Annotated in this window: 25 protein-coding genes; 15 read left to right on the top strand and 10 right to left on the bottom strand. The window is 64.3% G+C overall.

From position 1 onward, the window contains the following. Nucleotides 1–21: 21 nt before the first annotated feature. From ureG to C2138_RS05205, 5 genes are read right to left on the bottom strand one after another with little or no spacing between them, the layout of a single operon-like run. A complete protein-coding gene (gene ureG, locus C2138_RS05225; RefSeq protein ID WP_108516079.1) occupies nt 22–801 on the bottom strand; it encodes an urease accessory protein UreG in 780 nt (259 codons plus the stop codon). Further along, nucleotides 794–1,534 carry an urease accessory protein UreF gene (locus C2138_RS05220; protein ID WP_241961186.1) on the bottom strand — a complete coding sequence of 247 codons (741 nt, stop codon included), beginning with the start codon at nt 1,532–1,534 and terminating at the stop codon, nt 794–796. The genes ureG and C2138_RS05220 overlap by 8 nt, the downstream gene beginning before the upstream one ends. A 17-nt stretch (nt 1,535–1,551) precedes the next feature. After that, nucleotides 1,552–3,255 (bottom strand): urease subunit alpha, encoded by a 1,704-nt coding sequence (locus C2138_RS05215; RefSeq protein WP_108516078.1) that lies wholly within the window; start codon nt 3,253–3,255, stop codon nt 1,552–1,554. Further along, nucleotides 3,248–3,592, bottom strand: a complete 345-nt coding sequence (gene ureB, locus C2138_RS05210) for an urease subunit beta (protein WP_108516076.1) — start codon at nt 3,590–3,592, stop codon at nt 3,248–3,250. Before ureB ends, C2138_RS05215 begins: the two co-directional genes overlap by 8 nt. A 13-nt stretch (nt 3,593–3,605) precedes the next feature. Continuing rightward, nucleotides 3,606–3,908: an urease subunit gamma gene (locus C2138_RS05205; RefSeq protein WP_108516075.1), complete on the bottom strand. Its 303-nt coding sequence runs from the start codon at nt 3,906–3,908 to the stop codon at nt 3,606–3,608. Nucleotides 3,909–4,229: 321 nt separating this feature from the next. Between C2138_RS05205 and urtA the strand changes: the two genes are divergently transcribed. The 8 genes from urtA to C2138_RS05165 all read left to right on the top strand — a co-directional run bounded on the left by urtA (nt 4,230) and on the right by C2138_RS05165 (nt 11,958). Next, nucleotides 4,230–5,528, top strand: coding sequence for an urea ABC transporter substrate-binding protein (gene urtA / locus C2138_RS05200; protein WP_108518834.1), 1,299 nt, complete (start codon nt 4,230–4,232; stop codon nt 5,526–5,528). Nucleotides 5,529–5,621: 93 nt separating this feature from the next. Beyond that, the gene (gene urtB / locus C2138_RS05195) at nt 5,622–6,506 is read left to right on the top strand and encodes an urea ABC transporter permease subunit UrtB (protein ID WP_108516073.1); all 885 of its coding nucleotides are present in this window, start codon (nt 5,622–5,624) and stop codon (nt 6,504–6,506) included. Continuing rightward, nucleotides 6,503–7,594 carry an urea ABC transporter permease subunit UrtC gene (urtC, locus tag C2138_RS05190; protein WP_108516072.1) on the top strand — a complete coding sequence of 364 codons (1,092 nt, stop codon included), beginning with the start codon at nt 6,503–6,505 and terminating at the stop codon, nt 7,592–7,594. The genes urtB and urtC overlap by 4 nt, the downstream gene beginning before the upstream one ends. Nucleotides 7,595–7,597: 3 nt before the next feature. Then, a complete protein-coding gene (gene urtD, locus C2138_RS05185; RefSeq protein ID WP_108516070.1) occupies nt 7,598–8,365 on the top strand; it encodes an urea ABC transporter ATP-binding protein UrtD in 768 nt (255 codons plus the stop codon). Between the two features lie 9 nt (nt 8,366–8,374). Then, nucleotides 8,375–9,061, top strand: a complete 687-nt coding sequence (locus tag C2138_RS05180) for an ATP-binding cassette domain-containing protein (protein ID WP_108516068.1) — start codon at nt 8,375–8,377, stop codon at nt 9,059–9,061. An 85-nt stretch (nt 9,062–9,146) separates the two neighbouring features. After that, nucleotides 9,147–10,814, top strand: a complete 1,668-nt coding sequence (locus C2138_RS05175) for a purine-cytosine permease family protein (protein WP_108516067.1) — start codon at nt 9,147–9,149, stop codon at nt 10,812–10,814. Nucleotides 10,815–10,822: 8 nt separating this feature from the next. Beyond that, the gene (locus tag C2138_RS05170) at nt 10,823–11,389 is read left to right on the top strand and encodes a TetR/AcrR family transcriptional regulator (protein WP_241961185.1); all 567 of its coding nucleotides are present in this window, start codon (nt 10,823–10,825) and stop codon (nt 11,387–11,389) included. Then, nucleotides 11,389–11,958, top strand: a complete 570-nt coding sequence (locus C2138_RS05165; RefSeq protein ID WP_108516065.1) for a TetR/AcrR family transcriptional regulator — start codon at nt 11,389–11,391, stop codon at nt 11,956–11,958. Before C2138_RS05170 ends, C2138_RS05165 begins: the two co-directional genes overlap by 1 nt. On the opposite strand, the gene C2138_RS05160 is transcribed toward C2138_RS05165, so the two are convergent. Further along, nucleotides 11,955–12,617: a YoaK family protein gene (locus C2138_RS05160; RefSeq protein WP_108516063.1), complete on the bottom strand. Its 663-nt coding sequence runs from the start codon at nt 12,615–12,617 to the stop codon at nt 11,955–11,957. The two genes, C2138_RS05165 and C2138_RS05160, sit on opposite strands and share 4 nt — an antisense overlap. 27 nt (nt 12,618–12,644) lie before the next feature. Further along, on the bottom strand, nt 12,645–13,739 hold the full coding sequence (locus C2138_RS05155; protein WP_108516061.1) for a serine hydrolase domain-containing protein: 1,095 nt from the start codon (nt 13,737–13,739) through the stop codon (nt 12,645–12,647). Nucleotides 13,740–13,903: 164 nt separating this feature from the next. On the opposite strand from C2138_RS05155, the gene C2138_RS05150 reads away from it, so the two are divergent. The 6 genes from C2138_RS05150 to dctP all read left to right on the top strand — a co-directional run bounded on the left by C2138_RS05150 (nt 13,904) and on the right by dctP (nt 19,174). Then, nucleotides 13,904–14,458: an RNA polymerase sigma factor gene (locus C2138_RS05150; protein WP_108516059.1), complete on the top strand. Its 555-nt coding sequence runs from the start codon at nt 13,904–13,906 to the stop codon at nt 14,456–14,458. Further along, nucleotides 14,455–15,396, top strand: coding sequence for a hypothetical protein (locus tag C2138_RS05145; protein ID WP_108996659.1), 942 nt, complete (start codon nt 14,455–14,457; stop codon nt 15,394–15,396). Before C2138_RS05150 ends, C2138_RS05145 begins: the two co-directional genes overlap by 4 nt. 245 nt (nt 15,397–15,641) lie before the next feature. Next, nucleotides 15,642–16,271, top strand: coding sequence for a TRAP transporter small permease (locus C2138_RS05140; protein ID WP_108516055.1), 630 nt, complete (start codon nt 15,642–15,644; stop codon nt 16,269–16,271). A gap of 3 nt (nt 16,272–16,274) precedes the next feature. Next, nucleotides 16,275–17,552, top strand: coding sequence for a TRAP transporter large permease (locus C2138_RS05135; protein WP_108516053.1), 1,278 nt, complete (start codon nt 16,275–16,277; stop codon nt 17,550–17,552). Between the two features lie 31 nt (nt 17,553–17,583). Further along, on the top strand, nt 17,584–18,033 hold the full coding sequence (locus C2138_RS05130) for a type II 3-dehydroquinate dehydratase (protein ID WP_108516051.1): 450 nt from the start codon (nt 17,584–17,586) through the stop codon (nt 18,031–18,033). 100 nt (nt 18,034–18,133) lie between these two features. Then, nucleotides 18,134–19,174, top strand: coding sequence for a TRAP transporter substrate-binding protein DctP (dctP, locus tag C2138_RS05125; RefSeq protein ID WP_108516049.1), 1,041 nt, complete (start codon nt 18,134–18,136; stop codon nt 19,172–19,174). 113 nt (nt 19,175–19,287) lie between these two features. Here dctP and C2138_RS05120 read toward each other — a convergent pair whose 3' ends face one another. Then, nucleotides 19,288–20,004 carry an IclR family transcriptional regulator gene (locus C2138_RS05120; protein WP_108516047.1) on the bottom strand — a complete coding sequence of 239 codons (717 nt, stop codon included), beginning with the start codon at nt 20,002–20,004 and terminating at the stop codon, nt 19,288–19,290. Nucleotides 20,005–20,007: 3 nt separating this feature from the next. Beyond that, complete coding sequence (locus C2138_RS05115) at nt 20,008–20,766, bottom strand: IclR family transcriptional regulator (RefSeq protein ID WP_108516045.1); 759 nt, start codon at nt 20,764–20,766, stop codon at nt 20,008–20,010. A gap of 245 nt (nt 20,767–21,011) precedes the next feature. Here C2138_RS05115 and C2138_RS05110 point away from each other — a divergent pair, with 245 nt between their 5' ends. Further along, nucleotides 21,012–21,911, top strand: a complete 900-nt coding sequence (locus C2138_RS05110) for a MerR family transcriptional regulator (protein ID WP_108516043.1) — start codon at nt 21,012–21,014, stop codon at nt 21,909–21,911. A gap of 145 nt (nt 21,912–22,056) precedes the next feature. Here C2138_RS05110 and C2138_RS13875 read toward each other — a convergent pair whose 3' ends face one another. Further along, nucleotides 22,057–22,188: a hypothetical protein gene (locus C2138_RS13875; protein WP_269844841.1), complete on the bottom strand. Its 132-nt coding sequence runs from the start codon at nt 22,186–22,188 to the stop codon at nt 22,057–22,059. Nucleotides 22,189–22,196: the final 8 nt, after the last annotated feature.

Below are 22,196 nucleotides of genomic sequence, written 5' to 3'. Positions count from 1 at the left end.
GGGGGTCGTCGGCGGTGTGGGCTAAGGGTGCGAGTGGGCGGGCTGGCCGTCGTGAGAATGCTGGCCGTCGTCGTGGGTGTGCAGGGTTCCTACGCCGCCCTCCTCGTCAGCGTGAAAGTGAGGCGCCATGGGGCCGGGATCCTGGGGGGTGTGGGTTCCTGCTCGGTGCTCCACGAGCAGCCCGCGCACCCAGGCCGCGAGCGTCTCGACGCTGGCAGCATCGGCACGAGAGAGAGCCAGCACCTGGCGTCCCTCTCGGGCAGCTTCGGCGTCGGCCACCATCGTGGCAACATCCACCCCGACGTAGGGTGCGAGGTCGGTCTTGTTGACCACCAACAGGTCGGCGCGGGCGATGCCGGGACCGCCCTTGCGGGCGACGTCTCCCCCGCCAGCCACGTCGAGCACGAAGATTTGCGCGTCTACGAGGGCGGGCGAGAAGGTTGCGGTGAGGTTGTCGCCGCCGGACTCAATCAGCACCACGTCGAGCGGGGAGAAGTCGCGCTCCAGGTCTTCTACTGCGAGCAGGTTGACGGTGATGTCGTCGCGGATGGCAGTGTGCGGGCAGGCGCCGGTTTCCACCGCACGAATGCGGTCGGGCTCCAGCACGCCAGCAGAGCGCAGAAAGCGGGCATCTTCGTCCGTGTAGATGTCGTTGGTAACGACACCGAGGCGAAGCTCGCTCGCAAGCGCGCGGCAGACGGTAGCAATCAGCGAGCTTTTTCCGGTTCCTACGGGACCGGCCACGCCGAGGCGGAGGGAGCGCGCTGGTGCGCTGGTGGAGGGAGATGAGGTCTCAAGCACGAAATAGCCTTTGCGTTGTTCGAGAGTGGGCTTCTGCCCACCCTTCGCTTTCGGGAGCTCCCCACGCCGGGATGGCGTCGGCAGAAGTCAGGGCGGCGAGGTTGATGACAAACTCTTCCGCTGCGGCACATGCCGCAAGCACCCAGCCCGGGGGCACGGCGGGGTCAAGAGGCTCGAGTTTTAGCAGGGCGGCGGCGATGGTCTGTGCGTCGTCATAGATGACCAGTCGCACGAGGCTCTCGGCGTCGAGGCCGGCGGCGGCGGCAATGACACCGAGCAGCACCGGGCGCGACAGCGTCGGGCCGGTCGGCATGAGCGGCTGCGTCGCTGCCACGGCAGGATGGCTCGCCCAGAGGGTCTGCGCGAGTCGCTGGTAGCCGCGCGCCAGTGAGCGAGAAACATCGCGCACAGCGCGGCTTGGAGTGCGGGCCGCCCAGGCGCGGTCGACTGCGGCAAGGGAAAGAACAAGCTCCTGCCACGAACCCGTCGTGTCGGCGGCCCCGAGCAACGATACGTGCCGGGCAACGACCGCTGTGCCGGCCTCAACCAGGGTCACGGTGCGCGCACGGCCGCGCATATAGGCGGGCACCTGGGCGGCGGGCATTCCGCCCGCCAGCGCAGGTTCAAGCCCGGCGGAGTGAACATGGCCACCCACAGGCAACCGGGCATCGGCGAGCATCATGGCGATGGTCGTCGATGTCAGCCGTGCAGGGGGCCACTCTGCGGTTGTCACGTTCATCATCGAGCGGCCTAGAACATCGTGTACAGCTGCGCCAGTGGTACACGACCGGCAGGGGCGGGCACCACGGGCTCACCATCGATCGAGATGTCAAAGGTGTCGGGGCGGATATCGATGCGCGGCAACACGTCGTTGTTCTTCATGTCCGCCTTGCCAATGTCTCGGGTGGGGGCAACGGCGGCCAGTCGCCGGCGCAGGCCCAGTCGGTCGGCGATGCCGTGTTCCAGGGCCGCCGGAGAGACAAATGACACCGAAAGGTCTGCGCCGATGGTGTTGGCAAAGGCCGGGCGCATCATGACGGGTTGTGGAGTGGGGATGGAGGCGTTGGGGTCGCCCAGCGCTCCCCAGACCAGCCCCCCGCCTTTGATAATCACGGAGGGTCGGATGCCAAAGAACTTCGGCTCCCAGAGCACGAGGTCGGCGAGTTTTCCCACTTCGACCGACCCCACCTCTGAGTCAATGCCGTGCGCAACAGCGGGGTTGATCGTGTACTTGGCAACGTAGCGGCGCGCGCGCTCATTGTCGGCGGGCAGGGCGGTGGAGAGCGCTCCGCGGCGAGCCTTCATCACGTGGGCGACCTGCCAGGCCCGGGTGATGACCTCACCAATGCGCCCCATCGCCTGGGCGTCGGAGGAGACGATGGAAAGCGCACCCATGTCGTGCAAGATGTCTTCGGCGGCAATGGTGGTGCCCCGAATGCGGGATTCCGCAAACGCGAGATCCTCGGGCACCGCCGGGTTGAGGTGGTGGCACACCATCAGCATGTCCAGGTGCTCGGCGACCGTGTTGACGGTGTGTGGCAACGTGGGGTTAGTCGAGCCGGGAATGATGTGCGGCAACGAAGCGATGCTGAGGATATCGGGGGCGTGACCGCCTCCCGCGCCCTCCACGTGAAACGCGTGGATCGAGCGTCCGTTGATCGCGCCAACGGTCGACTCAACGAATCCAGATTCGTTCAACGAGTCGGAGTGCAGGGCCACTTGCAGTCCGAATTCTTCTGCTGCCCGCAGTGCCGCATCGATCGCGGCAGGGGTGGAGCCCCAGTCCTCGTGCACCTTGTAACCCGCGGCGCCGGCCAGGGCTTGCTCCCGCAGGGCTTCTGCCGAGACGGTGTTGCCCTTGCCCAGCAGCAAAAAGTTCACCGGCAGGGCGTCCAGGGCACGATGCATGGTCTCCAAGTGCCAGGCTCCTGGGGTCACCGTGGTCGCCTTTGATCCCTCTGAAGGGCCTGTGCCGCCGCCCACGACGGTGGTGATGCCCGTGGCGAGCGCCTCGTGAATCTGTGACGGCGAGAGCAGATGCACGTGGGAGTCGATCGCTCCGGCGGTGAGAATTTTGCCTTCGCCAGAAATCACATCGGTGGATGCGCCGATCGCGAGGTCGGGGTGCACGCCATTGGCGATATCGGAGTTGCCGGAGCGCCCCAGCCCGACGATGCGTCCGTCGCGGATGCCAACATCTGCGCGCACGATTCCCCACCAATCGAGCACGATCACATTGGTGATCACTGTGTCGAGGGCGCCGTCGGCGCGGCTGGTCGTCCCCTGCGCCATCGACTCCCGAATGGACTTACCGCCGCCAAAGACGGCTTCCTCACCTCCGGCGGTCAGGTCGTGCTCAATCTCGATCCAGAGGTCGGTGTCTCCCAGGCGCACCTGATCGCCTTGTGTTGGGCCGTAAAGGGACGCGTAGACATCGCGAGGAATCTCAACCATCGAGTGACTCCTTGTTCTGGTTGCCGAGTTGGAGGCCGGGGACCCGACGGTTGCCGAGCAAGGCCACGACGGCGAGTTCGCGGGAGGCACCGGGCTCGAATCGTTGGGAAGTTCCCGAGGGGATGTCGAGGCGAAACCCGTGCGCCGCAGCGCGGTCGAACTGCAGCCCCGCGTTGGCGTCGGGCAGGTGAAGGTGGGAGCCAATCTGAATCGGGCGGTCCCCGGTGTTGAGAAAGACCAGGGTGAGCCGCTGTTCGGGGGTGCGATCACCGTTGAGCACAATGGTGCCGGGGCGCACCCGGATAGCGCCGGGGCCGTGCGAGTTGTGGCCTGCCATCGGTCACTCCTCTCTAAATAATCGGGGCGTGTACGGTGACGAGTTTGCGCCCGTCGGGGAATGTCGCTTCGACCTGAACGTCGGAGAGCATTTCTGCAACGCCCTCCATCACCTGGTCACGGCTGAGCACGGTTCGCCCCTCCGCCATGAGATCGGCGACGGCGTGTCCCTCGCGGGCGCGCTCGATGACCCAGGTGCTGAGCAGGGCGACCGTCTCTGGGTAGTTGAGTTTGACACCGCGCTCAAGCCGATCCCGCGCGACCATCCCCGCTACGGCCAGAAGAAGCTTCTCGTTATCCGCTGGTGTCAAGTGCACGCTGTCCCTCTCACGTCGCTAATGCTGGTTCACTGCCATCGATCCGAGACCCACGGCGGAGGCTAGATGTCAGGAGTCTGCCATAACCCGGAGGGTCGCAAAGTTCTTCACTCACTGAGGATTCCGCTGCTTATCCGCTACTCCGCCGTATTTAAAGGCATCAAGCCTCGGAGCGCGAAGGAACTGTTTACTAGCGCGATACATTCCGGAAATGGCAGGGCAATGCCAGACGCCCAGGGTGAACACATCCACAGCAGTCGGCAGTGTTCTGGCAGATACCGCCCTGAGACTCGCACCGAATCACATCGAATGGAGTTCTACATGCTCATAACCAGCAGAGGGCGCACCAAGACGCTCCTGGCCGCGGGGGCGCTCGCAGCAACCGCAGCACTAGTACTCTCTGGATGCGGCGCCCGGGTGGGCAACACGACGGAGTCCGCTTCGCCGGCCGCCGCCAGTTGCATCGACACCTCTGGCGACACGATCAAGCTCGGCTTTCTCAACTCCCTCACCGGGGGGATGGCGATCTCCGAGAAGACGGTCTCCAACGTGCTCCACATGGCGGCAGACGAGATCAACGCCGACGGCGGAATCCTCGGCAAGCAGATCGAATATGTCCAAGAAGATGGGGCAACCGACTGGCCGACCTTTGCCGAGAAGTCGGAGAAGCTCCTCACCCAGGACTGTGTCGCCGCGATCTTCGGTGGCTGGACCTCCTCGTCCCGCAAGGCCGTCAAGCCGGTGGTCGAGAAGCACAACGGCCTCTTCTTCTACCCGGTGCAGTACGAGGGTCTCGAGGCATCGCCCAACATCTACTACACCGGCGCAACCACCAATCAGCAGATTATTCCTGCGATGGACTTCCTCGCAGCCCAGGGTGTGAAGACGCTCTTCTTGGCTGGCTCTGACTACGTGTTCCCGCGTACCGCTAACGCCATCATCAAGCTGTATGCGGCCGAGCTGGGCATCGAGATTGTCGGCGAGGAGTACGTGCCGCTCGACAAGGATGACTGGACGACTCAGGTGGCGAAGATCGCCGCGGCCAAGCCCGACTTCATCTTCAACACGATCAATGGCTCCTCGAATGTTGGCTTCGTCAAGGCGTACTACGACGCAGGTCTCACGCCGGACACGACCCCGATCATCTCGGTGTCGATCGCGGAAGAAGAGGCCCCTGCCATGGGTCACGAAGTCACGGGCAACTTCGCCTCGTGGAACTACTTCCAGTCGCTTCAGACCCCCAACAACGCCAAGTTCATCGAGTCGTGGAAGGCCTACCCCGGCAGCAGCGGGGTGACATCTGACCCGATGGAGGCCGCCTACATCTCGATGTACCTCTACAAGGCCCTGGTCGAGAAGGCCGGTTCGTTTGAGGTCGACGATGTGAACGCTGCCGCAGCGGCCGGAGGGGTCACCTTCGAGGCACCGGAGGGCACGGTGACGCTGAATGGCAAGAACCACCACATCTCCAAGCCGGGCCACATCGGCAAGATCAACGCACAGAACCAGTTCGACATCGTCTGGGCGTCGGACGGTGTGATCGAGCCCGACCCCTACCTGGAGCAGTACGACTGGTTCCCTGCGGATGTTCGCAAGGCCCTTGTAGCCGCAGCCGGCTAAGTCGCAATCACGGCGCGCGGGGTTCTATGCCACGGCATGGGGCCCCGCGCACCACACCCGTCTCCAGAACCACCGCACAGAGAGTGACCGCACGTGGAAGCACTCATACCGCCGCTATTGAATGGAACAGCGCAAGGCGCGCTGCTACTGCTCGCGGCACTCGGACTCACCCTCACCTTCGGCCAGATGGGGGTGATCAACATGGCGCACGGCGAATTCCTCATGGCCGGCGCCTTCATCGCCTACCTGACTCAGCAGGTCATTTCATTCACTGATCTCTCGATCCCGTTGGCTCTTCCGCTCGCATTTCTTGGCGCCGGACTCCTGGGTCTCCTGCTAGAGATCAGCATTATTCAGTGGATGTATCGCAGGCCGCTAGATACCCTCCTCGTCACCGTCGGTGTGAGCTTGATCCTTCAGCAGGCCGCGCTTCAGATCTTCCCAGCGCAGGGAGTGCCTGTAGAGAAGCCGAGCTGGCTCAACGGCCAGCTCGCTGTTCTCGGCTACAACTGGCCCCTCCGACAGGTGTTCACCATCGTGCTCGCCGTCCTCTGCGTGGCCGCATTGTTTGCCTGGCTCAAATACACCTCCTTCGGCCGCCGTATCCGTGCAACCGTGCAGAATCGTGATCTTGCAGAGACCAGCGGAGTGCCAACGCGCGCCGTCGACCGCATCACCTTCTTTGTCGGGTCCGGCCTGGCCGGTGTTGCCGGTGTGGCGGCATCCCTTATCGGCGGAACAAACTCGCAGATGGGGGCGCAATACATCATCCCGGCCTTTCTCGTCGTCGTTGCGGGTGGCATCGGCCAGATCAAGGGCACCGTGATCGCCGCATGGGTCGTGGGTGTCGGGATGGCGTTCTTCGCCGACTGGACGACGGGAAGCCTCGCTCAGGTGCTCGCGTTCGTGCTCGTCGTCGTCTTCTTGCAGTTCCGCCCGCAGGGACTCTTCACCGTGCGCACCAGGGGGTTGGCATGACAAAACTGAAACCATGGCTGCCTCTCATCGGCATCGGGGTGTTCGCCACCCTCCTACTGGTCGTCGCCCCGCTGACGCTCAATGCGCACTGGATCAACAACCTCGGCAAGTACTGCGCATTGGCGATCGCCGCGGTCGGCATCGGCCTGGCCTGGGGTCGGGGCGGAATGCTCGTCATGGGCCAGGGCGTCTTCTTCGGGCTGGGTGCCTATGCCATGGCGATGCACCTCACCCTCGAGACGGCTGGCCCAGACAACCTCCCCACGTTCATGATCCTGTATGACCCGCTGGCGGGCCTCCCCGCCTTCTGGGAGCCGTTCCGCAGTGAGGCGTTCACGGTGCTCGCCATCCTGATCCTGCCCGTGATCGTGGCGTCAATCCTCGGCTATGCGCTGTTCAAGCGCCGGGTCAAGGGTGCGTATTTCGCGATCCTCACTCAGGCGCTCGCCGTGGCTCTGGCCGTGCTGATCAGTTCGACGATCCGCGAAACCGGCGGCGACACCGGGCTGAGCGACTTCAAGTATTTCTTTGGCTTCGTCCTCAACGACGAAGACAACAAGCTCATGGTCTACCTCATCGCGGCTGTGTTGCTCATCGTGTGCCTGCTGGTGGTCTGGCAGCTCAACCGGAGCCGGTTCGGTGAACTTCTGATTGCCACGCGTGACGCCGAGGAGCGTGTGCGCTTTCTCGGCTACGACCCCGCCAACATCAAGCTGGTCGCGTTTGTGATCGCGGCCGTCATGGCGAGCATCGCTGGGGCCATGTTTGTGCCACTCGCCGGCATCATCACACCGCAAGAGATCGGAGCCTCCGCCTCGATCCTGATGATTGCTGGTGTGGCACTGGGTGGGCGGGCCTCGCTCTTCGGCCCAGCCCTGGGGGCGATGGCAGTGGGATGGGGGCAGTCCAGCCTCGGTTCAAGCTGGCCCAGTGGGTGGATCTACATCCTCGGAATGGTCTTCATCTTGGTAACCGTCTTCGTTCCCATGGGGTTGTCATCGATCTTCAGCAAGGTCAGTGGTCTGGTGTGGCGACCACGCGCAGCGGCACCCGCGGTATCGGCGCCATACCCGAGAAGGATGGAGTAAAAAATGAATGCTGCACAGGAATCCCTGGTTGTAACCAATCTGCGCGTCGAGTTCGATGGGTTTGTTGCCGTAGACGGAGTCTCGTTCGATGCCCACTCCGGCGAGGTTCGGTTCCTCATCGGCCCCAATGGCGCTGGCAAGACAACCTGCATCGACGCCATTACCGGGTTGTCAAAAGGAACAGGGTCGGCCACGCTCGGCGCTCAAGAACTCTTGGGAAAGCCGGCCCATAAGACGGTGCGACTCGGGGTCGGACGCACCTTTCAGACCGCGAGCGTTTTCGAAGAACTCACGGTCATGCAGAACCTCGACATCGCCGCTGGCCTGCACCGGTCGTCACTCTCGCTCCTGCGAGCCCGCCGGGGACGTGATTCCGCGATCGAAACGGCGCTCGCCGAGACGGGACTCAGCCATGAACTGGCGACTCCTGCAGGCATCCTGTCGCACGGTCAGAAGCAGTGGCTGGAGATTGCGATGCTGTTGGTGCAAGACGCAAAAGTGCTGCTTCTTGACGAGCCGGTCGCCGGCATGAGTCTCGACGAGCGCACCGCCACCGGCGAGCTTTTGGGGCGGATCGCCGCCAATCGTGTCGTGCTTGTCGTTGAACACGACATGGATTTCATGCGCCGGTTTGCGACGAGAGTGACGGTGTTGCACCAGGGCAAAGTGCTCAGCGAAGGCTCTGTCGCTGAGGTGCAGGCCGACCCCCGTGTGCAGGCCGTGTACCTCGGCACCGCGGGCGCAGAGCCTCTCGCGACCATCGGAATGTGAGGACTTCGCATGCTTGAAATGATCGACATTGACGCTGGCTACGGCCAGACCAGTGTGCTCCAGGGTGTTTCGATTCCGAGCTCGCCAAAGGTTGTCGCCGTGCTCGGCCACAACGGCGCAGGCAAGACCACGCTGCTCCGCGCCGCGATTGGCCTCATCCGTCCGACGCGCGGCATCGTGATGTTCGACGGCGACGATGTCACCCACCTGGCGCCCAACCGGCGGGTCAAACGGGGGATGGCCTATGTCGCACAGGGGCAGCAATCGTTCGGTCAGCTGACCACGATGGAGAACCTCCAGCTCGTCGCTGACGGCAGGCGCAACGGCAAAGAGAAGGTCGCCGAAATGCTTGAGCGTTTTCCGGCTCTTCGGCAGTTCGCCACCCGCAAGGCGGGGCTGCTCTCGGGTGGCCAGCGTCAGCAACTGGCTATCGCCAGAGCACTGATCACCGAGCCGAAGCTGCTCATTCTGGATGAACCGACCGAGGGCATCCAGCCCACCATCGTCGCCGAGATTGAGGCCACCATCATCGGGCTCGCCCAGGATGGTCTCAGTGTTTTACTGGTCGAACAGCACATTGGCTTCGCCCTGGAGGCTGCGGAGAAGTATGTCGTGCTCGCATCGGGACGGGTGACACAGTCGGGAGAAGGCGGCACGGTGGCGATGAGCGCGGTCCACGACGCAATGGTGATCTGACCGTGAACGAATCGCTCCCGAAACGCGCGCGAAACACAGCATTGGAAGAATCGTCACATCGCGGATGAGCTGGGGGTGACGACGAGTGGCCCGAGCCGACGACGCGCGCGCGGCCGCCGAGGACAGTCTCGAGGATTACGCATTCCGCTACGTTCCCCGGTCGTTCCGACGGTGGAGCGCGCTATCCATCGGCGGCACCGCGCTCGGCTCGATCGCATTTCTCGCTGACTTTTCAATTGGGGCGAGCATCGGCCTCCAGCACGGCACCGCCAACGCGGCCCTCGGAATCTTGCTGGCATCCGTCATCATCTTTGCCGTCGGCATGCCGGTGGCGTTCTACGCTGCGCGCTACAACCTCGACCTTGACCTCATCGCGCGCGGGTCTGGCTTCGGCTACTACGGCTCGATCATCACCACGGTCATCTTCGCCGGATTCACCTGCATCTTCTTCGCCCTTGAGGGGGCGATCATGGCGCAGGGGCTGCAGGCCGCCACCGGCATACCGCTTGCCGCCGGGTACCTCGTATCGACCGTGGTCGTCATCCCCATTGTCATCTTTGGGATGCGGGCGCTGGAACGCTTGCAGTTCTGGACAACCCCGCTCTGGCTCGCACTCGCGCTGCTGCCGCTGATCTGGATCGTCTTCACGCAGCCCGACACGGTCACCGACTTTCTCGGATTCCCCGGCGCGGACGGCGGCACGGTGCGCTTCAGCGCGATTGTCGCGAGCGCGTCGGTCTGCTTCGCGCTAACGCCTCAGCTGGCGGAGCAAATCGACTACATCCGCATCATGCCGCCGCGAATCGCATCGAACCGCAGGTCGTGGTGGGCGTCGTTTCTCTTTAGCGGCCCCGGATGGGTGCTTTTCAGCGGCACCAAACAGCTCATCGGTGTCTTCCTCGCCGTCTACCTGGTGACGAAGGTCGATCCCACGATCGGGGATAAGGCCGTCGAGCCGGTCAAACAGTTTCTCGGAATGTACCAATCGCTATTGCCGGATTGGATCGCCCTCTGCCTTGCCCTCATCCTGATCGTCGTCGCGCAGGTCAAGATCAATGTCACGAATGCCTATTCGGGCTCGCTCGCCTGGTCGAACGTCTACACGAGAGTTCGCAAGCGCTACCCCGGTCGGGCCGTGTTCGTGGCCTTCAACCTGGCCATCGCCCTGGCGCTCATGCTCATGGACGTGTTCAGCCTGATCTCGTTCGTGCTCAGCCTGTATGCGAACGTGGTGATGGCCTGGCTGGTCACTATCTCGGCCGATATCGCCATCAACAAATATCTGCTCAAACTTTCGCCCCTCTTTCCCGAGTTTCGGCGAGGGATGCTGCACAATTGGAACCCGGTGGGGCTGACCTCTGTCGGGCTGGCCTCCCTGTTGTCGCTGGCCTGCTTCGCTGGCCTTTTTGGGCCGGCGCTGCGGCCATTCTCCGTGCTGATCGCGATCGGAGTCACCCTCGTGGTGACTCCCCTCATGGCCCTCCTCACTCGCGGTCGGTATTACCTTCGGCGCCAGAGCGACGGAATCCCCTCCCCCATCCTCGATAGCGAGGGCAACCCTTCCGGGCAACGGCTGCGCTGCCACGTGACCGGCTATATGTTCGAGCGGCCCGATATGATGGTCTCGGCCGAACGGGGGCCGCACGGAGAGATTCAATTCATTTCGTCGCTCGCTCTGACGCTCGATCGCTCCGGCCGTTACGTGCTTCCGCCAGAGCCTGGCGAGCTACCCGGAGCCGGGATACGGAAGTAGGAGGAGGCGTGGTGGAAAAGCCGGTTGATACCGAGGCGGCGATCCTCGAAAGCGCGGTCGCTCTCCTGCGAGAGCGCACGTTCGAGGACATCACCTATCTGGATCTCGCCGAGGCCGCTGCGGTTTCGGAGCGCACGATCTACCGTCGTTTTCCGACGCGGTCACACCTGTTGGAGGCGCTGGCGCGGTGGATCGAGTCCCAACAGTTTCCACTCCCCCAGATTCGCACGCCAGAGGAGTTTCGCGCTGCTGTCCGCGAGCGATTCCGCGCCTATGAGAGGGCGCCCGGTTGCGCCTTCGTGGCGGCGCGCGGCGCCTCGCTCTCCCCCACCATGGAGTCTGCGCCGACTCCGCTTGCTCGGGCCGTTTTTGCCATGCTCACCACCGCAGCACCGACTCTCAACAGCCGAGATACTCAGCGCATAGCGGCGACCGCACAGTACTTCGCCTCCCCGATCTTTTGGGCTCGGATGCGCACCGGGTTCGACATGAACGCTGATGAGACGTTCGAGGCGTTTGATCGGGCCATGAGCCGGGCCATGGCGATAGTGCCCCAGGTCAGTTGGGCTTCGTAGTGGCCGATGCCAGCTCCGCTCCGGAGCTCTCTCCCACCCAGGTGGCGATCCTCACTGCCTACTGCGAGCTGATTGAGGAGGTAGGCACCGACGATGTTTCGTTCCGCCTCATCGCCCTGCGCGCGGGTGTTGGGGAACGAACCGTCTTTCGGTACTACCCCACCCGCGTCGACCTGCTCCTGGCGACCTCGGCGTGGATCGAGAGAACCATTTTTACCCGGCAGGAGTCGGACTCTATCTTTGACGTGCCCATCGCGATCCACGAGGCGATGGAGGCTTACGACCGCCGCCCGGAACTCGCACACGTCGTGGCCGAAACAGCAATGCGGGGAGTGAACGGCTCCGAGCCTGCGCCGCATAGGGATCGCTTCGATGCTCTCCTGCGCGCCGAGGTACCGTCGCTGAGCGAACCGGAGCGACGCCTCCTCGTAGCCGCGCTGTGCCACCTAGATTCTTCAGCGACCTGGGTGACCATGCGCAGAGAAGTCGGCATGCACGGTCGAGATATCGCCGATGCCGCCCGGTGGGCGGCAGAGTCGCAACTCGATCCGATCCGCGCCGCCAGCTAGGGTCGCCCCGCAACCGTTGGTCGGTAGCGCCACCACACAACGACGGCAAGCCCCGCGAGTGCGACCACCGCGGCCAGCGACGCGATATCGCCCAGCATGACAACGCCGAGAGCCCCAACTCCGCCGCCCCCCGCGAGGGCACCCCACAGCAGTAGCGGTCTGCGCCACGCCGAGCCCGCCCCACGGCCCGTCATCGCATCCGCGATTCCGATGCCGAGGGTCACGAGCGTGCCGGTCGCATAGGTGACGGCGATGCGAGCTCTACCCTCCGCGAGAAACAGCGTATTGAGAATGCCCATTGCCGCCGCGACGACCACGAAACGCCACGAGGACGCCCACGGCGTTAGCCCCCACACCGTCGAAGCCAGCATCGCTCCTGCCGCCATCCAGAGGATGAGAGATTGCGGATGGCTAGCGTGCAGGGCATTCAGAAGCGCCCCGGCGATGACGCCCAGCACGAACGCTCCCACGAGACTCAAGCCGAAAAGCGCGAAGCCAAACTCGCCCTCCACAAGCCCGACCGCCGCCTGCGTCGAGTTGCCGCTCATAAACGACACAAAGAGGCCGCCCGTTCCCAAGAACCCGATTGCGTCGACGTAGCCCGCAACAGCGGCCAGGGCCGTAGATAGCGCCAAGCCGCGGCGAGACACACTGCGCATCGGAGACTCCTCCCACCCCTAGGCCCCTCACTGAAGGTTGCCGAACAGCTCCATGATCTGTGGACCCATCTCGACCTGAGTCAGCAGGATTCGGAACGATCCGTCTGGGTTGATGAAGAAGTCCGTGCCCTGACCTCCCGACCAACCATAACGCCCGGCATGCTCACCCTCGGTCACTACTGCGACGCCGAGGCCCCACCCTGTGCCCTTCCAGAAGCCGGGAAAAATGAAGCTGTCAGGCGTCTTGATCGCGGCGGGCACCTGGTCGGTTCGCAGCTGCTCGACAAGTTCCGGATCAAGGAAGGGGCGGCCGCGGTGACGGCCGCCTGAGGCTAGCATGAGGGCGAACTCCGCATAGTCGGCTGCCGTCGACACCAGTTCAGCGTGGCTGAGGTCGAAGGGCGCCGGCTCAACATAGAACCCGGCACCGGCGGGCTCGACCTCCACGAGGCCGCGCTCCTGGTCATGCCGGTAGGCAGCGGGCAGCCGGTGGGCTTTCTCACGCGGAACCACGTGGCCCGTGTCAACCATGCCGAGCGGGTCGAAGAGACGCTGGCGCAGGTGGTCATCCAATGACGCATCGACGACGCGGGAGAGAAGGATCCCCAGGATGCCGAACGAGTGGTGGTAGCGCCACCCGGCGCCCGGCTGGAACATCAGAGGCAGCGAGGCCATCGCATCCAACCAGTCCTGTGCCCCCATCGCCACCGGTTCCGCACCCGCGTCGGTGCGGTTCTCGCGCATCGCGTCCTGGAGGGGCGACGGTGCGGTGGTTGCCCCGTATCCCGACGTGTTTGTCAGCAGGTGACGCACGGTGATCGGCGTCGCAGCCATGGTGTCGGATAGCGGCGACTCCGGTGTGCGCAGCACGCGGCGATCCGCAAGTTCGGGCAGCCACGTCTCGACCGGGTCATCCAGGGTCAGACGCCCAGCCTGCACGAGTTGCAGGGTCGCAACCGCCAGAATCGGCTTGGTCATCGACTGGATGCGCACGATGGCGTCTGCGGAGAGGTCTCCTGCGGCGAACGTCTCGACAGGGCCGTCCACGGAGCCGGCGGCCACGACGATGCCCGGTGCCGTGCCACGCGCGATGTGCGCGTCCAAGGTTTGCAGTGTGCTCACTGTGCCTCGAGTCGAAGTTTGAGTCTGTTCTTCTGGCCCTCCATTAGACCGCGACCGTGGGCGCGGGGCAAGGGTGGCGGATTAGCTCGCGCGCGAGGCTTGGTGCCCTCGCGAACAAATATCGGCGAGAGGGAACCTTTCGCCCAGTGCCGGACACTACAGGTATGAGAAACACCGCAACCGACGCCGAGGAATGGCAGTTGGCCCTGGCCGGAGACGGCGAAGCTTTCGCTCGCATCTTCGACCGGCATGAACAAAGAGTATTTCGCCACAGCCTCGCGCTCGTGCCCACGCTTGACGACGCGAAGGATGTTGTGGGCATCACCTTTCTCGAAGCGTGGCGCAAGAGAGCGAGCGTGCGATTCGTTGACGATTCACTACTCCCCTGGCTGTTGGTCACCGCGGGACACTCTGCGCGCAACGTGTCCCGATCTGCCCGGCGTTACCGGGATCTGCTTGAGCGGGTTCCTCCGGGGCTGACCGTCGAGACAATCGACGACGACGACGGTCCGGCGCTCAGCGCTTTGAGTGAGCTCACACAACCGCATCGGGACGTCGTGACCCTCTGCGTGATCGAAGGTCTGACCGAGGCAGAGGCTGCGCAGATGCTGTCCGTTCCGGCAGGGACCGTTAAGTCCCGCCTCCACCGAGCAAAACGGCGACTTGCCGCCCAACTCTCCCCCGTACTGGCCAACTCTGAAGTTAGGACACCGCTATGACCCTCACTAGCCCTCAACGCACTGCTCTGCGTGCGATTGTCAAAGAGACCGTCGAGACCCCGACGCGCCGATCCCCACGAGCAGTGATGCTGGCCGTCGCGACACTGCCTGTGGCGGCAGCGATCATCGCGGCAAGCGTCGTGCTGCCCGGGGCGGGTCCCGCCGCTCACGCCGCCGAGGTGCTTCGCGCTGCCTCCGAGCAGACGGTTGAGGCCGCAGACCCGATCATCGCCGCTGGCCAGTACCTAAAGGTAACGACCGAGGCAGCCTACTTCGCCGGTGAATCCGATGCGAACGGCAACATCACCGGCTACCTGGCTCCCTCGACAACCGAGGTGTGGGTGCCGGGCGACAACGCGCAGAACTGGGTGCAACGCGTGACCTCCCGACCGGCGACAGAGTTCTTCGGCCAGGGGGCCAAAGAGGCGGCCCAGCGTGACTGGGAATCCGCACTGGCCCGCGGAGTGGTGCAGGTCACGCGCGCCGCGAACGGCGAATTCGTGGAGGTGCGCGAGCTGGGTGGCGAGGTTGATCTCGGCGATCTTCCGGACACCCCGCCAGCTGCTCTTGCCTACCTTCGCTCCGGCTCCGGCTCCGGCTCCGACACCAGCGACGAAGCTGCACTCGGCTTCGCAGCGCAGCTCTTGTGGGAGGGCACCATGACCGCGTCACAACGCGCCGTGCTCTACGAAGCGATCGCGTTGCTTCCGAGCATCCGAATCACCCACGACACCGCCGTGCTCGACGGACGGACAGGAACCGCCTTCAGCGTCGAACCGACTGGCGCCCACGACCGCCTGGAGATCATCATCGACCCCGCCACCGGGCGCTACATCGGAGAACGACAGGTCACCACGACAGCGATGGGCGCGGTCCCCGCCGGCACGACAGTGTCGTACACCGCAGTGAAAACGCAGGTCGTCAACTCGGCCCCATAACCCGACAGGTTCTTCTTCTCGCTCATCGCGAAGCGGCCTCGGAGGGCACGACCACTAAAGTAGCTCCCCGCCGCATTCTCGTCCGCCCCCATCAGCAAGCGCGTCTCACGGCGCTCCTGATGGGGGCGGACGTGTGCGCGGCACCCGTACCATTCAGCGGGACCCGAGTTGGCCCGCCCGGCTGCTCTACTGCAGAGTCGCACAGCACACCTTCGGATGGTGCGGTTCGATAGAGAGGTTGACCAATGACACAAGGAAGTGACGATGTGGCCGGCAACGACCACCACCGCGCACCCAGCGACGAGCCCGACGAGTCGATCTTCGGGGCCACCAGCACGGTGTTCACGGTGCCCGAGTTGAACGCGGACGCGCCCGCCGAGCCCTTGCCGCTCAGGGTGCTCTCCCGAATCGAGGTCGTCATCGGCGTGACCCTGTTCGGCCTCATCTTCATCGGCGTGATGTATCAAGTGCTCGGCCGATACGTACCTGAGGTGGCGTGGATCGGAGCGGGTGAGATGGCGCTCCTCTCCATGGTCGCGATGACGTTCATCACGATGGGCTACCTCGTCGGCCGCAACGGACATGTCGTGATCGAGGTGTTCGATGGCGCGCTCCGCGGTCGCAGGCTGTTCGTCGCACTCCGTGTTATCTCGGCCGTGATCATGGTGATCACGTGCATCGCACTCGCCTACGACGCCTACAACAAGGTCGATGCGGAGTGGGGCCGCCGAAGTGCCGCGTTGGGTATCCCGCTGGGCGCGCTGTACCTCTTCGCCCTGTTCGGCGGCATCTCCTCGGGCATCCACTCGGCCTGGAAGATTCCACACGCCCACCGTCCGGAGCGCCAGCTCGAAATCTCCGAGATGGAGGGCTGAGCGGTGGATCTGTGGCTCTACGTCGTTCTTCTCATCGCGCTTCTCCTGCTCCGCGTTCCCGTCGCCTTCGCGATGATCGGGCCGAGCATGCTCTACTTCTATACCAACGGCTTGTCGGCGGGGTACGCGGCGACCTCTATCGTGAACGGCATCAACAGCTTCCCGCTGCTCGCAGTGCCGCTGTTCATCTTTGTCGGGACGACCGCGAACCACCTGGGGATCGCCACGCGCCTATACGACTTCGCGCGCGCCCTGCTCCCGCGCCTGCCTGGCAACCTCGCCTACGTCAACCTCACGACGGCGGTCGGGTTCTCCTGGATCAGCGGTTCGGCACTCGCTGATGCTGCATCGTCCAGCAAGGTTCAGGTGCCGCAGATGCTCAAGGCTGGGTACCCGTACGGTTTCTCGGCTGGACTGACCGCCTCGAGCTCGCTGCTGAGCACGGTGATGCCCCCGAGCATCCCCGCGGTGCTGTTCGCGGCGACCGCGTCGATCTCGACTGGAGCCCTGTTCGCCGGGTCGGTGCTTCCCGCCGTGCTCATGGCGGTCGGTCTGGCGGTGTACATCGCCATCTGGGTGCGCTTACACCCGGAGATCGCGGGCGGTCGCCCATTCGAGGGCGCCGTGCTCGCCAGGGCGTCGGTGCGGGTGATCGGCCCGATCCTGATGCCGGTCATCATCCTCGGCGGAATCTTCAGCGGGTGGTTCACCCCGACGGAGAGCGCCGGGATCGCGTCGGCCTTCGTGCTGTTGCTTGGTGCTATCTACCGCACCCTCACGTTGCGACGCCTCTGGGCCGCCACCAAAGAGACCGTCATCATGTCCGGCGGCGTCCTGCTCATTCTCGGCGCCTCCAACCTCCTCGGGCAGGTGCTGACCCGCGAGCAGGTGTCGCGCAATCTCGGTGAGGCCCTCACCTCCCTCACCGACAATCCGCTGGTCTTCCTTCTGCTCCTGAACGTGCTGCTGATTTTGCTCGGAATCTTCCTTGAGGCCCCGCCCGTGATCCTGATTCTGGTGCCCATTCTGCTGCCGATCGCCGCCGAATACGGCATCGACCCCGTGCATCTCGGCGTCATCATGATCGTGAACCTCATGATCGGGTCTCTCACACCGCCGGTGGGTGCCGTTCTGTTCGTCGTCGGGTCGATCACTCGCAAACCGATGGGCGAGCTCTTCCGCGGCGTGCTGCCGTTCCTCATCCCGCTGGGAATCGTGCTTCTCCTCCTGACCGTCTTCCCTGGAATTGTGACCATCGTGCCGACGTGGCTGGGCCTGTGATGGGCTCGGCGACGCCAAGAAAGGATGCCCTGTGACCCGCAAGCTTTATGTGCTCAATGGTCCAAACCTCGACATGCTCGGACAGCGCGAGCCAGAAATGTACGGCGTCGCGACGCTACGCGACGTCGAGGCCGTGTGCGCGAGGGTTGCCGCTGAAGTCGGGTTCGACCTCTTCTTCGCGCAGTCCAACGCCGAGCACGAGATCATCGATTGGCTGCACGATGCGTACCGCGACGCGGCCCCGGTGGTGATCAATCCGGCGGGACTCAGTTTCCGGTCCGTTCCGGTGCTCGACGCCCTAAGCATGCTGCGCAGTCCGATCGTGGAGATCCATCTCACCAACATCCACGCTCGGGATGAGGCGCATCGCCACTCGCTCATGTCGCCGGTCGTCGACACCGTGATCGCCGGCGCCGGCGTGCTCGGCTATGAACTCGCAATCCGCGCCGCCAACAGCCTCTCGGCGGCCGCCGAGAACTGACCGTTCCACTCGTCGGGACTGACTTTTACAATCCCGACTCGCCCCACCAGAGTTCGATACAGCACTCGCGCGATGATGCGCGTAACAGAAGGAGAATCACATGGTCACAAGGATGAATCGTCGAGGCATCATCGCAGGCTCCGCGTTTACAGCAGTCGCACTGGCGATGACGGGGTGCAGCGCGGGCGGCAACAGTGCCGCCCCCGCCGACGGGGACAACCCCGTCACGCTCACGGTGTCAATCACGCAGAATGAGCAGACGCCGAACTACTACTGCGGCGTGGAACTACTCAAGGAGCGCCTTGAGGACGCCGACATGGGCTTCACCGTCGACCTGTACCCGTCCAGCCAGCTGGGCCCGCACGCCGACCGCTTTCCGATGGTGCAGTCGGGCGACATCGACATCGACCTCCTTGGAGGGTCCGAGCTCGCCACCACGTTCCCGGCAATCGAGGCTGTGGATGCCGCCTACGCGTTCGACGACGTCGACCACGCTTTTGCCTGGATTGACGAGGACGCGGACGAACTGTTCACCGCATTCCATGAACAGACCGGCGTGCAGATCCTTGATGGCTGGTTCTTCGGCAACCGCACATTTACGACGAAGGACCTCGAGGTGCGCAGCCCCGACGATCTCAAGGGCGCGCCGATTCGCTTCCCGAATTCACCCGGCTTCCTCGCCAACGCCGAGGCGCTCGGCGTGACAAACCCCGTCGCGGTTGCCGTCGAGGAGCTCTACACGGCACTGCAGCAGGGTATTGCGGCGGGCCAGGAGAACCCGATTCCGGCGACGCATTCCTCGAGCTACGACGAGGTGCTCAACGTGGCCGTGCTCAACAACCACAACGTGGGTCTCCAATTCCCGCTGGTCAGCGACAAGACCTTCGAGAAAATGAATGACGAGCAGGCCGAGCTTCTCAAGCAGACGATCCGCGACATCCGCCCGGAGAACCGGCAGTGCGTCGAGGATGAGACCGAGGAAATCCTCGACGGTTACCGCGCCAACGACGGGTTCACCGTCATCGAGCAGGACGAGATCGACATGGAGGCCTTCATCTCCAAGGCCGAGGCGCACTTCTCCGAGTACTACTCGGGCGACACCCTCAAGGCCTACAAGTCAATCCGTGCGGCGGCTAACTGATCCGACCGCGACACAGAACGGCCGAGGCGTGAGCCCCGGCCGTTCTGTGTTTTGTGAAGTCCGGGTCGACCCGGCGCGATCCAGCCCCAGCCAGCGAGTGCTGGCAGTCCGCCTCAGGAGTCGTCGCCCACCATTCGACTGACCGCTGCCGCGGTCTGCCGCACGGGCGTGGAGGTGCGCACCGGATCGAGAGAATCCAACATGCCGCTCATGGCGATCACGGCGACGGCGGAACCGTGTGCAAGCACCGGCGCAGCGACGCATACGTGCTCGTCGTTGCCTGTGTGGTAGACCGTGGCCACGCCCGCCTTCCGAATACGATCCCGACTCGCGGCTCGATCCGAATCCTGGTCGGGGTCGATGCCCGCCTCACGGGGCGTAAAGGCTTCGATCGCCGCTCCGAGCGCCGTCGCTGTGGCTGTCAATCGCGCACCGACCCGCGGTACCTCGCGTCGGTGGTCGTTGCCACTGACGTTCGCGATGATGATCACATCGTCACCGTCGGGCATTGCTAGGTGCACGTGGTGTCCGGTTGCCCGGCACAGCTGGATCATCGCGGGCAATGCCAAGCGCCGTAGGCGCTGCGCCGGGTCGACGTTTTGCCCCAGCTCAAAGAGACGTATACCCAGGTACAGCACGCCGTCTATGCGGTCTAGGAGACCCTGCTCGACGAGGTCTGCGGTTATCCGCGACACGGTCGATTTGGGAAGATTGGCGCGCCGAGCGAGCTCAGATACACCCTGGCCCTCACCATCGTCTCCGAAGGCATCGAGGATCGCCGTCAGGCGATCGAGAACACTGACGGACTCGGTCCAACGGGCCGTGCGCATAACTCAGGCAGTGGCGGCGAGCTGCCGCGAAAGCGAGAGGCTGGCTGCGCGCACCAGCGGTGCGATGTTGTCCACACGCATGCTATCCCTGGGCCCGGCGACTGAAATGGCGCCAAGCACTGTGCGGTCGGGCGCGATAATCGGACTGGCGACCGCGACGACACCACGGTAGGAAAGGCCGAGGTCTGTTGCCAGCACCGAGGTGCGCACGTCGACGAGTTCGTCGCGGAAGCGTTCGGCGTCCTCATCGACCAGCGATGCGCTCACCCGGTCCACAACGCTCTGGTCGGCGCAGAAGGCGAGAAAGGCCTTGCCGCTGGCGGTCGTGAGCGCGGGCGATCGCATGCCTGCGTGCGCGGAGAGCATCGGGAGCCGGCCCTGCACCGCGGCGATGGAGACCATGTCGAGGCCCTGCTGCACCCACAGTCCTACACGCTCGCCGGTGCGCTCCGAGAGTCCGCGCACCGTGGGCGCAGCTACGGAAAGGATCCGCCGGGGAAGCACGGCTCGTGCACCGAGCTCGAAAAGCCGTAAGCCAAGGGTCACGCCGCCGTCCGCACGCGCGAGGTAGCGCTGCTCGACCAGCTCCGAGACGAGCCGAAAGACCGTTGATTTGGGCATCCCGGTGATAGCAACGAGCTCCGCAATGCTGCGTGCGCCCTCGGTGCCCTTGACCGCGTCAAGGATTGCGATGAATCGGTGGAGCACTGTTGCAGGACGCGCGAGCGGGTCTGTGTTGGTGTGACCGTCAATACTCGCCATCGAGGGACCTTCCGCGGGCCGACGGACGCCAGCCCTGATTGTTCCGAATCTATCGCTCGGGTCATAATCCTGTAAAGAAGGCCGCGGTGCGAGCGGCACGCCACCGGCACTCGTGTCCTTGTGGTTGTGAACTTAGGCAGTAAGCCCCCAGCGCTCACCCCCAGTACGTGCCTGGAGTTGCACCTCCCGTAGCGTTATGTGATCCAGTGGACTCACATCCCGCCCCCCTCAGGAAGGCCCCGCTCATGTTTTCGTCCTTCGTTCCGCCGCGCCGAGTCAAGATCGGTCACGCGGCATCGTTCGTGGGCACGACACCGCGGGCGATCCGTCACTATCACCAGATCGGGTTGCTCGCCGAGCCAGAACGGGGAAGCGACGGCCGCCGTCTTTACGGCTACGAAGAGATGATCCGGCTGCTGTGGATCCGCAAGATGGCCGACGCGGGGATCGCCCTGGACGACATCCGTGACGCCTTTGCCGACACGGCTGCTGCCGGTGCCGACAGCGACCGGGACGTCGCGGGCATCCTGGAACGGCTGGAGAGAACGCTCGCCACCCAGGAAGCAGAGCTGCGGCGGCAGCGGGCGGCCGTGCAGCGCATGCGCAAGCAAGGAAGCAGGATGGGTCTGCTCTCCGATTTCGTCGCCAGCCGCCTCGAGGATCTGCCGGGAGGCTCCCTGCGCCAGGCGGACCTGGATAACCTGCTGGTCATGGAGCGGATATTCAGCCCGCTCGGTGCGGCCGTCAACGCCACCCGTTACATCGCCCTAGCTACCCATCCGAGTCTGCGAGAGGCATCCGACCGCGTTGATGCCGCCGAGGCGGCACTCGACGACACGGTCGCTGTCGACGACCCCCGAGTGGCACAGGTGGCTGCCGAGCGGCACGCTTTCGAACAGGCACTGCAAACAGCGATCGAGGATTCCGGCCTGGCGGCGGAGGATGAGGCGCTCTTCGACGCGTGGGACGCTCAGCACCCCGTCACCGCCGACAGTGAGGGCGCGGCCTGCTCTGGCACAGGGCAAGGGGCCATGGGCGCCTTAGCTACCGCTGCAAAAATGATGCCCTACGACTACTCCCCGGCCCGCCTGCGATGCATGGAACTGACGGCAGAACTCGACGCTCGCGAGTCAGCCGCTTCGTAGACGCCGGACAAATTTGTGTGCGGAATCAGTGTTCCGGCGCGTAGAGCTGAAGGATGACGTGAAGTTCGGTGATGGAGTACTGCTCGGCACGATCCACGCGGGAGCGCCGATCCAGAACCGAGTCAAACCTGACCCCGTCCACACGTCATGCCGCTGGCTTCGACTCCTTGGCGTGGCCCATCGTGGCCGCAGCCTCAAGCGCTGCCACGACGAGATGACTCAGATCGATGGACACTGTCGGCGGCAAGGTGATGTCGCTCGGTCGGATTTCGTACATGGATTGCC

Source organism: Salinibacterium hongtaonis (genome assembly GCF_003065485.1).
Lineage (GTDB): Bacteria > Actinomycetota > Actinomycetes > Actinomycetales > Microbacteriaceae > Homoserinimonas > Homoserinimonas hongtaonis.
This window is presented reverse-complemented; position numbering and strand designations above follow the sequence as displayed.

Coding starts and splice junctions, on each gene's coding strand:
- C2138_RS05215 (WP_108516078.1), bottom strand. CDS start 3,255: ATGGTTGAGATTCCTCGCGATGTCTACGCGTCCCTTTACGGCCCAACA.
- ureB (WP_108516076.1), bottom strand. CDS start 3,592: ATGGCAGGCCACAACTCGCACGGCCCCGGCGCTATCCGGGTGCGCCCC.
- urtA (WP_108518834.1), top strand. CDS start 4,230: ATGCTCATAACCAGCAGAGGGCGCACCAAGACGCTCCTGGCCGCGGGG.
- urtC (WP_108516072.1), top strand. CDS start 6,503: ATGACAAAACTGAAACCATGGCTGCCTCTCATCGGCATCGGGGTGTTC.
- urtD (WP_108516070.1), top strand. CDS start 7,598: ATGAATGCTGCACAGGAATCCCTGGTTGTAACCAATCTGCGCGTCGAG.
- C2138_RS05180 (WP_108516068.1), top strand. CDS start 8,375: ATGCTTGAAATGATCGACATTGACGCTGGCTACGGCCAGACCAGTGTG.
- C2138_RS05160 (WP_108516063.1), bottom strand. CDS start 12,617: ATGCGCAGTGTGTCTCGCCGCGGCTTGGCGCTATCTACGGCCCTGGCC.
- C2138_RS05150 (WP_108516059.1), top strand. CDS start 13,904: ATGAGAAACACCGCAACCGACGCCGAGGAATGGCAGTTGGCCCTGGCC.
- C2138_RS05145 (WP_108996659.1), top strand. CDS start 14,455: ATGACCCTCACTAGCCCTCAACGCACTGCTCTGCGTGCGATTGTCAAA.
- C2138_RS05140 (WP_108516055.1), top strand. CDS start 15,642: ATGACACAAGGAAGTGACGATGTGGCCGGCAACGACCACCACCGCGCA.
- dctP (WP_108516049.1), top strand. CDS start 18,134: ATGGTCACAAGGATGAATCGTCGAGGCATCATCGCAGGCTCCGCGTTT.
- C2138_RS05120 (WP_108516047.1), bottom strand. CDS start 20,004: ATGCGCACGGCCCGTTGGACCGAGTCCGTCAGTGTTCTCGATCGCCTG.
- C2138_RS05115 (WP_108516045.1), bottom strand. CDS start 20,766: ATGGCGAGTATTGACGGTCACACCAACACAGACCCGCTCGCGCGTCCT.
- C2138_RS05110 (WP_108516043.1), top strand. CDS start 21,012: ATGTTTTCGTCCTTCGTTCCGCCGCGCCGAGTCAAGATCGGTCACGCG.
- C2138_RS13875 (WP_269844841.1), bottom strand. CDS start 22,188: ATGTACGAAATCCGACCGAGCGACATCACCTTGCCGCCGACAGTGTCC.